This is a genomic window from Aquificaceae bacterium (genome assembly GCA_037722135.1).
Classification (GTDB): Bacteria; Aquificota; Aquificia; order Aquificales; family Aquificaceae; genus Pampinifervens; species Pampinifervens sericum.
The window spans coordinates 1-11,184 of the sequence record JBBKAW010000054.1; the positions used below are offsets into that span (position 1 = coordinate 1).

An 11,184-nucleotide genomic window follows, 5' to 3' on the forward strand; every position below is an offset into this window, starting at 1 on the left:
TAATCATGTGCCCCGGCTTTTCAAGAGCATATCCCTTTTTTATACTGTTTATTATGCTGTCTATTTCTTTCATACTCCTTATACCGTAAAAGCGATAAACTATGCGCCTCTTTATGGCTTGTGGCAATTTCAAAAAGGCTCTTCTGTCAAGCTCCCCTTCTTTGAAAACTTCCATAATAGCCTTTTGTGTGAGCTCTTCAAGGACTTCCTCTTCTTCTTTTAGAATCTCTTTAAGCCTTAGGAAACTCTCCTCAAGCCTTGGGTTTATCTTCTTTAGTTCTGGAATAACCTTATGCCTTATAAGGTTTCTCGCATAGCTAAGGTCGTAGTTGGTAGAATCCTCCACCCAGTTTTCCCTCTTTGACCTTACAAAGTCCTCTATCTCCTCTCTTGTCGCCAAATACAAGGGTCTGACTATGTTGCCCTTTTTCTCCTCAAAGCCTAAAAGACCTTCCCTTCCTGCACCACGTACAAGCCAAAGGAGAACAGTTTCTGCCAAGTCATTAAGATGATGAGCGGTTGCTATAAGGTCAAAGCCTTCTCTTTGCCTTACTTCCTCAAGAGCCTTGTATCTTAGCTCCCTTGCCTTAGCCTCAAGGTTTTCCCCCTCCGATTTAACTTCTATCCTCTCCACAAACACCTCAAGACCCTTCGCCTTTGCAAACTCTACACAAAAGGCTTCATCTCTATAAGACTCATCTCCTCTGAGTTGATGGTTTATATGAGCCAATGCAAGCCTTTTGAGCCTTAAAAAGTCCTTTAGCTCAAGCATACAAAGAGTAAGGGCTACAGAATCTACACCTCCAGAGAAGGCAAGAAGCAGAGAAGCTCCTTTAGGTATAAGCCCTTTTCTTCTCTGAAGCTCAACTACCTTTCTTATGAGCCTGTGGTATTTCATGTGATGAGCCTTCTTTTCACTTCCTCGTAAAAGGGGTGAGGGACACCTTCCTTGTGTAACCTCTCAAGAAGCTCAAGAGCTGACTTTTTGTCTCCTTTCCTTTCCAGGAGATAAACCATAAGCTCATAAGAGTTTATCTGTGGCAAAGTGCCACCGTTTTTGTCTTTGAGCTCCTCCTTATACTCTTGGAACAATTCCAAATCCATTCGTGCATACTTTTCCATCTTTTCAAAGTCTTTTAGCTTTTGAGAGAGCATAACAAGGTCGTTTAATATTAGATGCTTTTCGTAAGGGCTCTGGCTTAGCTCAAGGGCTTTCAAGTATAGCCATTCCGCATCCTCGTATTTTCCGTCAAGCAGGGCTGTTTGAGCAAGTGTGCCAAGAAAGGTAGCCTTCGTGTATCCAGGGTTGTTTACCTCCCCAGTATCAAAGTGCTTTGCTCTAAAGGGAAATCGCATATCCTTTATGCTTTTTAGAGAAAAGTAATACTTCACCCTCTTTTGGTCCTTTGGTTCAAGAGACTCATACCAATCCCAAAGTTCAAGGGCTTTTAGCACACCTCCCTTCTCTCTAAATATTCTAAAAACCTTACCAATCATGCCAGCTATTCACACCTTCTATAACCATCTCCCTCCTTACTTCCCTTATTTGATTGTTCTCATCCACATAAACAAGGTAAGGTCTAAAACCCTCAAGCTCCTCCCTGTCAAATAGACCATAAGAGGCTATTATCACAATATCGCCCACTGCACCCAACCTCGCAGCGGCACCGTTTAACCTTACTTCACCAGAGTATCTTGGTGCTGGTATTACATAAGTGGAAAAACGCGCACCGTTGCTCACATTATACACCTCTATCTTCTCAAAAGGCAAAAGGTCCGCAGACTCCATGAGGGCAAGGTCAAGGGAAAGGCTACCCTCATAGTGTAGCTCCGCACCCGTTATCCTCGCTCTATGAATCTTTGACTTTAACATAAACCTCTTCATGCCCGCCTCCAAGGGAATAAAAATATAAGCTAAGCCTTGTAAACTTCAACCGCTTTTCTGCTATAATCTATATTGCCATGGAATACGCCTTTTTTGAAGGAAAGTTTGTCCCAATAGAGGAAGCCAACATAAACATAAAGACCAATTCCTTCCACTATGGCACTGCAATTTTTGAGGGTATAAGGGCTTATTGGAATGAGGAGCATCAGCAGTTATATATCCTCTTTGCAAGAGAGCATTATCAGAGACTGCTAAGAAACTGCAAAGCCATGTTTATGGAACTACCCTACAGCGTGGAAGACCTTGTAAACATAACCGTAGAACTACTCAGAAAAAATCAGATAAAAGAAGACGTTTACATAAGACCCATAGTCTACTTTAAGGACCTCAAGCTCACTCCCAAGCTAATAGACTATACGCCTGAAATAGCCATATACACCTACAACTTTGGAAGATATTTGGATACTTCAAAGGGTATAAGGGTAAAGGTATCCTCTTGGAGGAGGAATGACGACAACTCCATACCTTCAAGATGGAAGGTGGCTGGTGCTTATGTAAACAGTGCTTTGGCAAAAACAGAGGCTCTTTTGGCAGGATATGACGAAGCTATCATGTTAAACCAACATGGCTTTGTTGCGGAAGGTTCTGGAGAAAACATATTCCTGATAAGGGAAGGCAAGGCTATAACCCCCTCTTACTCTGAGCATATACTTGAGGGTATAACGCGTTCTGCAGTGAAGAAACTTCTTAAAAACGAGCTTGTGGTGGAGATAGAAGAGCGTCCCGTAGCAAGGAGTGAACTATACGTGGCGGATGAGATATTTTTAACTGGCACTGCAGCGGAGATAACACCTGTGGTGGAAGTGGACAACAGAAAGGTAGGAAAGGGAGAAATAGGTCCAATTACAAAAGAACTTCAAGACATATACTTTCGTGCGGTAAGAGGGATGATAGAACGATATTTTGGCTGGCTAACGCCCGTTTATGAAAAGTGAAAGGTTAGAGTTTCTAAAGGAATTTGCATACAATGTTCTTACTCATAACAGGTTGTCAGGAACAAAGGAAAGCGAAAAAGTTCGCAGGCACATAGAGTCTTTTCTTAAAAATAACTCATGCAAATACAAAAAAGAGACCTTTTCCGTAAAAAAGTTCATACCCAAGGAGGCATGGTTAACTGTAGGTGAAGAAAAGATAAGGGCAGTAGCCTACATAGGAAGCAAACCTATTGAAAAAAAAGCCTATGTAAAGAGAAACTACATAGAAGGTGATATAGCTCTTGTGCCAGACCTAACTAAGGAAAAAGCTATTCAGGCTCAGCAAAAGGGTGCGGTAGCCATAATTACCTATAGGTCAGAAGACAAGGCGGACGCATACGTGCACGGTCATGATATGGGGGTGGGTATACCGATAGTCAGCATAAAAAGGGAGGACTTTCCAAAAGTGGAGGATTCTGAGGTTATACTTAAGGTGAGGTCAGAAGAAAGGGTCATAAAAGGGGTAAACCTTTTCATGGAGTTAGGAAAGGGTCCTGTGATATACATGGTTTCTCATATGGATACGGTGGCGGAGATACATGGAGCTATTTGTAATGGCATTGGTTTTCTTCTCCTGCTTTTCCTCTACGAAGAGTTGAAAGAAAATTACAATTTACCCTATAGGCTTAGATTCCTTATCACCGACTGCGGAGAATTGGGTATGGAAGGAGTGAAGTTTCACTTAAGAAGTGGGGTAAAGCATACCTTTTATTGTATAAACCTTGAGGGTATAGGATGGCATAACCCTGTGGTCGTATACAAAGATAGAGCGGGATACAATGGAGAGAGGATAAACGAAATGTTCTACAGGCATTTGCAGGACATGAAGATGGATATAGACTTTTGCACGGTTGATGAGCTGGAAGGTGAGCACTTACCCTTTAAGGAGTTAGGCATCCAAACTCTCTATCTTAGCTCTCACCCTTTTACCCTAAGGCATACCATTTATGACAACTATGACGCCATAAGCTGGGACCATGTGGCTATGTGGTATGAGGTTATACTATCTTTTCTTAGGAGGTTTCATAAGCTATGAAAGTGCTAATGCTATTCCTCTTTATGGTATCCTTAGCTGTTGCACAGTCCTTTGAAGACTTTGAAAGAAGACTTGAAGGTATAAGAAGTATAAGGGTGGACTTTGTGCAAAGAGTCCAGTATCCGTGGCAGTCAAAACCAGAGGTATCAAAGGGGATATTCTATGCCCAGAGAGGAGGAAGGTTTAGGATAGAATACGAACAGCCAGAAAAGACCCTTATAGTGTCTAACGGAGTGCAGGTCATGGTTTATGTTCCCAGGGATAGGACTGCTTTTCTTGAACGAGTTGAAAGAAACAGTTCGCCGGTGGTGGAAGCCCTATTTCTGGTCTCAAGACCTCTCTCTGAGGTTTTTGAACTTGTGGGTGAGATGGAAGGTTCAAGAGGAAAGACCTTTATTCTCAAGCCAAAGGTTAGAGACGACTATTTTTCAAGGGTTTTGGTGGAGGTATCTTCAAGGGGAGATATAAGAAGTATAAGGGTTGAAGAAAAGGGTGGCACAATCACTACCATAGAGTTTCTAAGGATTACCACAAACTTTACACCCTCTGAAAACCTCTTTAGAGTGGTAGTTCCCGAAGGGGCGAGAGTTGTAAGACCATGACCATAAGAAGGGCAGAAGAGAAGGACATAAAAATTTTGGTGGACCTATATTTGTTAGGCTACAAGGGTCTTGAGGAATACTCCTATACACACCCAGATGACGTGCAAGCATATCTTAACTGGCTTTTTAGGAGGGATGTGGCGGGTATATGGCTTGCAGAGGAGGATAGCAAAGTAGTTGGCTTTATTGCCAGCGACGGAAATTGGTTTAGTAAAAGGGAAGGTAAGGTGGTGGGTGCTATTCATGAACTTGTGGTTCTTCCCGAGTATAGAAATAGGGGTATAGGTAGGGCTCTTGTGCAAAAGGCTTTGGAATACTTCAAAAGCAGGGGGCTTGATATGGCGGAGCTTTGGGTAGGAGACGAAAATAAACAGGCTATAGACTTTTACAAAAATCTCGGCTTTGAGGAGAGGGACAGGTTTAACTACTGGGTGAGGATGACAAAAGCTTTGGAATAACCCTTTCTTTTAACCTGCAGACGGAGCATACTTCAGCAGTGGTGGGCTCACCACAGACTTTGCAAGGTCTTAATTCCACCTCTTGGGTTTGAAGTATAGGGTGCAGTCTTCTCAAAAAGTCCATGTAAAACCTTAGCTTGGTTCCTGGGCTCTTTTCTTCCATCTGGGCAAGTGTTTTCTTGTATTCTATGGAGCTTGCACCTTCCGAGAAGGGACATTCCTCTTCCACATATTCAATGCCAGAAAGAAAGGCATATAGGGCGTTTTCCTTTTCTGTAAACTTCACAAGAGGCTTTACCTTCCTCACAAAACCCTCTCCTTCCAACAGGACTGGAAACTGTCTTGAAAGATAACCCATGTTCCAGCTTAGCACGTTGGAAAGGAGGGTTGCACTTTCATCGTCAAGGTTGTGTCCCGTTGCTATAACCTTGTAGCCACCTTCTCTTGCAAACCTGTTCATATAGTATCTTTTTAGCAAACCACAAAAGGAGCAAGCAGGTCTGTTTCTCTCCACTTCCTTTATCTCTGGAATGGAAGCTATTTCCCTTTTTAGCTCAAGGACATGTAGCCTTAGACCCTTTTTTTGTGCGAAGTTTTCGCAGGCTTTCTTAGACTTTTGAGAATACTCACCTATACCTAAGTCTATATAAAGACCATCCGCTGTGTATCCAAGCCTACACAATGCATCCCACAGAGAAAGGCTATCTTTCCCACCAGAGACTGCAACAAGGACCCTATCGTCCTTACCGAACATTTTGAACTCTCTTATGGTGGACTCTACCCTTTTGAGATACCACTCTATGTAGTGCTCCTTGCAAAGAGAAAGCCTATGTTGAGGGAGATACACTACCGCCTTTTGTCCGCACCTTTGACACCTACGCATTCTTTTTAAATATATCCACCCGATATGGCGTTTATAACCCTTAAATAGTCTCCTTCTCTTATTGGTTCATTTTCCTCAAGCACTTCGTCGTCTCTTACTACAAAGGCGTATTCTCTGGAAAGTCCAAGAGCCCTAAGAATATCCTTAGCCCTTGGATTTTTTTCTTCAAGCTCTAATTCCAACTCCTGTCCTCTATAGCTTACCTTCACCCTCATGTTTTGAGTGCACCTTTTATGCCTTCGTATACAAGAAGTGTAGCCTTTGATTTGTTTAGGGTATAAAAGTGCAGACCTTGCACGCCGTTGTCCAAAAGGTCAAGGCACTGCTCTATGGCAAACTCTACACCGATCTTTAGTGTCTCTTCTGGATTGTCCGCATAAGGCTCAAGTCTTTCCACAAGGCTTTGGGGTATCTCCGCACCGCACATGCTGGCAAACCTTTGTATCTGCCGGAAGTTGGTAATTGGCATTATACCCGGTATAATGGGAATGTTTATGCCTGCCCTTTGGCAAAGTTCTAAGAACCTGTAAAAGTAAGAGTTATCAAAGAACATCTGGGTTATGGAAAAGTCCGCACCCGCCTCTACCTTCTGCTTGAAGTATCTTATCTCCCACTCCATGTTGGGAGATTCTGGATGTCCCTCTGGGTAAGAGGCAACGCCTATGGAGAAGGTATTTCCAAAGTTTTCCCTTATAAACCTTACGAGCTCAGAGCCGTGTTTGCAGGCACCCTCTGGAGGCTTAAAATCTGGCATGTTTGCAGGAAGGTCTCCTCTAAGGGCTAATATGTTTTCTATCCCTATCTGTGTGTAGCCTTTGAGTATATGGTATAGGTCTTCTTCTGTATGTGCTATGCAGGTAAGGTGTGCCATCACGGTAAGGTTTGTTTCTTTGTGAATTCTTTCTACTACTCTTCTTGTCCTGTCCCTTGTGCTTCCACCCGCTCCATAGGTTACAGACACAAAGGTAGGGTTTAACTGCTGAAGGCTCTTTATGGTCTGGAAAAGCTCCTCCTCGCCTTCTGGCGTTTTTGGGGGAAAAAATTCAAAGGATACGCTAAACTTACCCTGCCTTAGATAATCTCCTATCTTCAAGCAAAGCCTCCGAAAAGTTTATAAGTCTTATTTTACAGGGTGTTGGCGACTTTATAAACATACTAAGCAGTTCTATAAGCCTTTCCACTTCCTCTGGATGCTCTTTTACAAAAGAGTAGAGAAAGGGAAGGGAGTCTTCTATTTCAAAGCTCAGTTCCCTTGTGCCCTTTATCTCTTCAAGGTCTTTGCCTTCTTTGAAGGCTCTCAAAGCCTTTATAGACCTGCTTATAAGGTCATCCCTGGTCTTTGCCCACTTTAGGTCTGTGTATCTCAGTGTTATCTCAAAGAATGCTCTAAGGGTATGCTCCATAAATGCCTTATCCCAGCTCCTTTAGGTCCTTTATAAACTGGTCTACATCAATGGCAGGCATGGTAAGTGTCCTTATAGTCCCTCTTGAGCCAAGCTCCACCGCCATCTTCACTATGGTGTCGTTGTCTGGAGCTTCAAGAATGTTCACAAAGTCGTAGGGTCCCATCACCACATACTGGGCAAGCACTTTGACGCCAAAACGCTCCAGCACTTCCTTGTCTACTTCCTTTATCCTCTCGGGCTTGTGCTTGAGGGTTTTCATACCCTCGTCGGTTAGAGTGGTTAGCATTACATAAATTGGCATGGCGACACCTCCTTAGGTTTTTCTAATATGATAATTTCTTAGGCTCAGCTTGTCAAAGAGTTCATACAGCACTGGCAAAAGGAAAAGGCTAAGTGGAAGTCCCGTGAATATACCACCTATGACTGCAAGGGCAAGGGGTTTTCTTAGCTCCGCACCTGCGGTAAGACCAAGGGCTACGGGTGTTAGAGCGGACACTATGGTAAAGGTAGTCATAAGGATGGGTCTTAGCCTTTCTTTTCTTGCCTGAAGGATAGCCTCACGGGTTTGAATACCTTCCTTTCTAAGCTGGATTATCCTCTCTATGAATAGCACCGCATCACGGACGATTATACCCACAAGGAGGATTATGCCAAAGTAGGAGGGGACGCTGAGTGAGGTATTTGTAAGAAGCAAAAGCCCGAAAGCACCAGCCACTGCAAGGGGGACCATGAGAAGCACAGTAAAGGGATGCCTGTAGCTTTCAAAAAGAGAAGCGAGCACCATATAAACGCCTATTAGTGCAAAAAGAAGGGCAAAGCCAAGACCTTGAAAGGCTCTTTGAAACTCCTTTGCTTGACCCACCGGCTCAAAGGTGTAGCCGGGTGGAAGGTTATTTTTTAGCCAGTTTTCAACCTCTGCCACCGCATCAGCAAGAGGCTTTTCTGGAGATAGGTTGGCGAAGAAGTTGAAAGAATATTGTCTGTTGTATCGGTTTATTACCTTATAACCTGTGGCTACTTGTATATCTACCAGCTCCGTTAGTGGTATAAGCTCTCCCTTGAGGTTTCTCACATATACCCTTTTGAGGTTTTCCATGTTTTGCACAAACTCCGGTATAGCCTTGACATACACATCGTAGCTTTCCGCACCAACTTCATAAGTTCCGAGCTTAAACTTTCCAAAGAGGACGTTTAGGGTTATTGCCACGTCCTCCACGCTAACACCCAGGTCTCCAAGTTTTTCTCTGTTTACCCTTATTTGAATCTGTGGCTCATTTAGCCTAAGGTCTGTGTCCACGTCCCTGTAGCCAGCCCTGTTTCTAAACTCTGTGGTAAGTCTATTGGCTATGTTTTGAAGCTCTTCAAGAGAGGGACCTTTTATAGCATACTGGAGGTCTACCAACCTCCCACCGCCGGGTCCCACAATGCCCGGAGGCTCTACGCTTACTCTCACATCCTTTACTTTTCTTAGCTCTTCTCTTACCATCTCCATAATCTTTGCCTGATGGGGTCTTTTGCCCTCCTTTAGGTAAACAAAGCCAAGACCACCGTTTACATCCGGTCTTCCTGCCACTCCTTGACCTACAGCAATACCAAAGCGGTCCACGTAAGGGTTTTTGAGAAGAATTGCTTCTATTTCCCTTGTTTTCTGCTCTGTGTATTCAAAGGAAGAGCCCACAGGCGTTTCAAACCTTATAAGAAACCTACCCTCATCTACGATGGGGAAAAACTCCTTTTTGACCGCCTTAAATAGTTGAAAGCCTATAAAAACGCTAAGTAAAGAGAAGGCTATAACCACCAACTTGTGGTCAAGAGACCACCTCAAAAGCCTATCAAAGAAGTTTTCAAACCTCTCGTAAGCTCTTACAAAGGGGTTAGTGGAAGGTGGACCTGCCACAAGTCTTGAAACCGCCATGGGGGTAAAGCTAATGGCAACAAGGTAAGAGAGTGCTATGGCTATAGCAAGTGTTAGTGCAAAACTTCCAAAGAGCTTGCCTACTACACCTTTGAGGAATATGATGGGCAAAAAGACTATCACCAAAGAGGCGGTAGAAGCCAGAAGGGCAAAGATGACTACCCGAGTGCCTTTTTCTCCTGCCTCTAAGGGACTAAGACCTTCTTCGTATCTTCTTCTGTATATGCTCTCAAGCACCACTATGGCATCGTCTATAACTATGCCTACTGCCACCGCAAGGGCAAGAAGGGTAAAGGTATTAAGGGAGTTTCCAAGCTGGTAGATGAAAAAGACAGTGCCAAGAAGGGTTATGGGTATTGCAAATATGGGAACAAGGGTAAGCTTTAAGTTTCCAAGGAAAAAGTAAACCACGAGGGCGGTTAGCAAACTACCTATTATTATCTCCTCTATTGCAGCTCTGACGCTATCCTTTACAAATATGGAGGAATCAAAGGTATAGTCCATTCTCATACCTTGAGGTAGTTGTCTGTTTAGCTCTTCCATCTTTGCCTTTACCGCATCCACCACTTCAACGGTGTTAGCCTTAGATTGTTTGTAAACAACCAAGGCGATAGCCTGCTCGCCCATAAACCTTGCCATGCCTCTTCTTTCATCTTCTGTGAACTCCACAAAGCCCACATCTCTAAGCCTTACACCGTTTCTTATGTATACACTTTCAAGCTCTCTTGGGTCTTGAGCTTTTCCGTAAAGCCTTAGTATGTATTCCCTGTTTTTGCCGTATATGGCTCCTGCTGGTGCTTCTATGTGGTTTTTACTTACCGCATCCAATACGTCCTGAACCGCAAGCCCTCTTGAGTAGAGCTTCTCTGGGTCAATCCTCACCCAAAGCACATTGTCTCTAAAACCGCCAAGGTCTACCTGCCCTACGCCATTTATCCTTTCAAACTCCCTCTTTATGACCTTTTCCGCCCAGTAAGCAAGGGTCTGATAATCCGCAGTCTTTGAGTGAAGTAGGGCAACAAAAACGGGAACGAGGGAGGTATCCACTTTTCTAACCAGAGGTGGGTCTACGCCATCTGGAAGCTTTCCAAGAACTCTTTGCACCGCATCTCTGACCTCTTGTGCTGCCACGTCTATGTCCTTCTCAAGGGAGAAGGTTATGGTTATCCTTGAAATGCCAGCAAAGCTGGCAGATGAGATGCTTTCTATCCCGCTTATGGTGGCTATCTGGTCTTCAATAACTCTTGTGACGTTCACATCCACCACGTAGGCATTTGCACCGGGATAGGTAGTTACGATGCTAACTGTGGGAAAGTCCACGTCAGGAAGCCTATCAAGGGGTATTTTCTTCAGAGAATAAAGCCCAAGGATTATAAAGGCTATCATAAACATCCAAGAGGTGACCGGTCTGTGTATAAAAAAGCGATACATGGTGGGTATATTATAACCGACCGACTGGTCAGTATGTTAGTCGCTTTCTTCTATAAGTCTCATTATTTCCTTCACTATTTTGGGATGTAGTGTTTTGCCTGTATGAAAAGGAATCACTATCCTTAGTTTTCCCTTGCCATATATGCGATGGCTTCCCTTTGTTCTGAGCAATTCAAAACCATTGGCTAAAAGTAGCCTTTCTGCCTCCTGCGGTGTAAGCCTTGGTAGCTTTGGCATTAAACTTCCACGAATGCAGTTATAAGTTCCCTACCTCTAAGCTCCTCAAGCTCATCTTCCGTAAGGGTTTCAAGGTAAAGCTCTATAGCTTCCTTTATGTTTTTTACAACCTCCTCAAAGGTGTCTCCCTGTGTATGACAACCGGGCAGTTCAGGACAGTAGGCAAAATAGCCATGTTTATCCTTTTGGATAACTACTTGGAAAACCATAAAAATACATTAAACTCTCTTAGCCTGTATGTCAACCGACCGACTGGTCAGTATGTTATAATCTTTCTCACTATGAGGAAGGTTCTTT

At 43.6% G+C, this 11,184-nt stretch carries 15 protein-coding genes; 4 read left to right on the top strand and 11 right to left on the bottom strand.

Going from position 1 to position 11,184, the window contains the following annotated elements; genetic code table 11:
* From tilS to panD, 3 genes are all read right to left on the bottom strand, one after another.
* Positions 1-898: tRNA lysidine(34) synthetase TilS (gene tilS / locus WKI49_03920; protein MEJ7621648.1), on the bottom strand; the 898-nt coding region annotated here is incomplete at its 3' end.
* Positions 895-1,497 (bottom strand): hypothetical protein, encoded by a 603-nt coding sequence (locus WKI49_03925; protein MEJ7621649.1) that lies wholly within the window; start codon positions 1,495-1,497, stop codon positions 895-897. The genes tilS and WKI49_03925, both read right to left, overlap by 4 nt.
* A complete protein-coding gene (gene panD, locus WKI49_03930) occupies positions 1,487-1,885 on the bottom strand; it encodes an aspartate 1-decarboxylase (GenBank protein MEJ7621650.1) in 399 nt (132 codons plus the stop codon). The genes WKI49_03925 and panD overlap by 11 nt, the downstream gene beginning before the upstream one ends.
* 77 nt (positions 1,886-1,962) lie before the next feature.
* On the opposite strand from panD, the gene ilvE reads away from it, so the two are divergent.
* Genes ilvE through WKI49_03950 form a run of 4 tightly spaced genes read left to right on the top strand, consistent with a single transcriptional unit; the run spans position 1,963 to position 5,015 of the window.
* Positions 1,963-2,880 (top strand): branched-chain-amino-acid transaminase, encoded by a 918-nt coding sequence (gene ilvE / locus WKI49_03935; protein MEJ7621651.1) that lies wholly within the window; start codon positions 1,963-1,965, stop codon positions 2,878-2,880.
* On the top strand, positions 2,870-3,955 hold the full coding sequence (locus WKI49_03940; protein MEJ7621652.1) for a M28 family peptidase: 1,086 nt from the start codon (positions 2,870-2,872) through the stop codon (positions 3,953-3,955). Before ilvE ends, WKI49_03940 begins: the two co-directional genes overlap by 11 nt.
* Positions 3,952-4,557 (top strand): outer membrane lipoprotein carrier protein LolA, encoded by a 606-nt coding sequence (locus tag WKI49_03945; protein ID MEJ7621653.1) that lies wholly within the window; start codon positions 3,952-3,954, stop codon positions 4,555-4,557. The genes WKI49_03940 and WKI49_03945 overlap by 4 nt, the downstream gene beginning before the upstream one ends.
* The gene (locus WKI49_03950) at positions 4,554-5,015 is read left to right on the top strand and encodes a GNAT family N-acetyltransferase (protein ID MEJ7621654.1); all 462 of its coding nucleotides are present in this window, start codon (positions 4,554-4,556) and stop codon (positions 5,013-5,015) included. Before WKI49_03945 ends, WKI49_03950 begins: the two co-directional genes overlap by 4 nt.
* Here WKI49_03950 and WKI49_03955 read toward each other — a convergent pair.
* From WKI49_03955 to WKI49_03990, 8 genes are read right to left on the bottom strand one after another with little or no spacing between them, the layout of a single operon-like run.
* Complete coding sequence (locus WKI49_03955; GenBank protein MEJ7621655.1) at positions 4,978-5,898, bottom strand: TIGR00269 family protein; 921 nt, start codon at positions 5,896-5,898, stop codon at positions 4,978-4,980. The two genes, WKI49_03950 and WKI49_03955, sit on opposite strands and share 38 nt — an antisense overlap.
* Before the next feature lie 5 nt (positions 5,899-5,903).
* A complete protein-coding gene (locus tag WKI49_03960) occupies positions 5,904-6,113 on the bottom strand; it encodes a MoaD/ThiS family protein (protein ID MEJ7621656.1) in 210 nt (69 codons plus the stop codon).
* Entirely contained in the window at positions 6,110-6,991 is an 882-nt protein-coding gene (gene metF, locus WKI49_03965; protein MEJ7621657.1) for a methylenetetrahydrofolate reductase [NAD(P)H], read from the bottom strand. The genes WKI49_03960 and metF overlap by 4 nt, the downstream gene beginning before the upstream one ends.
* Complete coding sequence (locus WKI49_03970; protein MEJ7621658.1) at positions 6,960-7,301, bottom strand: hypothetical protein; 342 nt, start codon at positions 7,299-7,301, stop codon at positions 6,960-6,962. The genes metF and WKI49_03970 overlap by 32 nt, the downstream gene beginning before the upstream one ends.
* A 7-nt stretch (positions 7,302-7,308) precedes the next feature.
* Positions 7,309-7,605, bottom strand: coding sequence for a GYD domain-containing protein (locus tag WKI49_03975; GenBank protein ID MEJ7621659.1), 297 nt, complete (start codon positions 7,603-7,605; stop codon positions 7,309-7,311).
* A 12-nt stretch (positions 7,606-7,617) separates the two neighbouring features.
* Complete coding sequence (locus WKI49_03980) at positions 7,618-10,650, bottom strand: efflux RND transporter permease subunit (GenBank protein MEJ7621660.1); 3,033 nt, start codon at positions 10,648-10,650, stop codon at positions 7,618-7,620.
* 36 nt (positions 10,651-10,686) lie between these two features.
* Positions 10,687-10,887: a type II toxin-antitoxin system HicA family toxin gene (locus WKI49_03985; protein ID MEJ7621661.1), complete on the bottom strand. Its 201-nt coding sequence runs from the start codon at positions 10,885-10,887 to the stop codon at positions 10,687-10,689.
* Positions 10,887-11,096: a type II toxin-antitoxin system HicB family antitoxin gene (locus WKI49_03990; protein ID MEJ7621662.1), complete on the bottom strand. Its 210-nt coding sequence runs from the start codon at positions 11,094-11,096 to the stop codon at positions 10,887-10,889. The genes WKI49_03985 and WKI49_03990 overlap by 1 nt, the downstream gene beginning before the upstream one ends.
* Between the last annotated feature and the right edge of the window lie 88 nt (positions 11,097-11,184).

Bases quoted from the DNA above. Each gene is read 5' to 3' on its own strand.
- WKI49_03925 (MEJ7621649.1), bottom strand. From the start codon at position 1,497: ATGATTGGTAAGGTTTTTAGAATATTTAGAGAGAAGGGAGGTGTGCTA.
- panD (MEJ7621650.1), bottom strand. From the start codon at position 1,885: ATGAAGAGGTTTATGTTAAAGTCAAAGATTCATAGAGCGAGGATAACG.
- ilvE (MEJ7621651.1), top strand. From the start codon at position 1,963: ATGGAATACGCCTTTTTTGAAGGAAAGTTTGTCCCAATAGAGGAAGCC.
- WKI49_03940 (MEJ7621652.1), top strand. From the start codon at position 2,870: ATGAAAAGTGAAAGGTTAGAGTTTCTAAAGGAATTTGCATACAATGTT.
- WKI49_03945 (MEJ7621653.1), top strand. From the start codon at position 3,952: ATGAAAGTGCTAATGCTATTCCTCTTTATGGTATCCTTAGCTGTTGCA.
- WKI49_03950 (MEJ7621654.1), top strand. From the start codon at position 4,554: ATGACCATAAGAAGGGCAGAAGAGAAGGACATAAAAATTTTGGTGGAC.
- WKI49_03955 (MEJ7621655.1), bottom strand. From the start codon at position 5,898: ATGCGTAGGTGTCAAAGGTGCGGACAAAAGGCGGTAGTGTATCTCCCT.
- WKI49_03960 (MEJ7621656.1), bottom strand. From the start codon at position 6,113: ATGAGGGTGAAGGTAAGCTATAGAGGACAGGAGTTGGAATTAGAGCTT.
- WKI49_03970 (MEJ7621658.1), bottom strand. From the start codon at position 7,301: ATGGAGCATACCCTTAGAGCATTCTTTGAGATAACACTGAGATACACA.
- WKI49_03975 (MEJ7621659.1), bottom strand. From the start codon at position 7,605: ATGCCAATTTATGTAATGCTAACCACTCTAACCGACGAGGGTATGAAA.
- WKI49_03980 (MEJ7621660.1), bottom strand. From the start codon at position 10,650: ATGTATCGCTTTTTTATACACAGACCGGTCACCTCTTGGATGTTTATG.
- WKI49_03985 (MEJ7621661.1), bottom strand. From the start codon at position 10,887: ATGCCAAAGCTACCAAGGCTTACACCGCAGGAGGCAGAAAGGCTACTT.
- WKI49_03990 (MEJ7621662.1), bottom strand. From the start codon at position 11,096: ATGGTTTTCCAAGTAGTTATCCAAAAGGATAAACATGGCTATTTTGCC.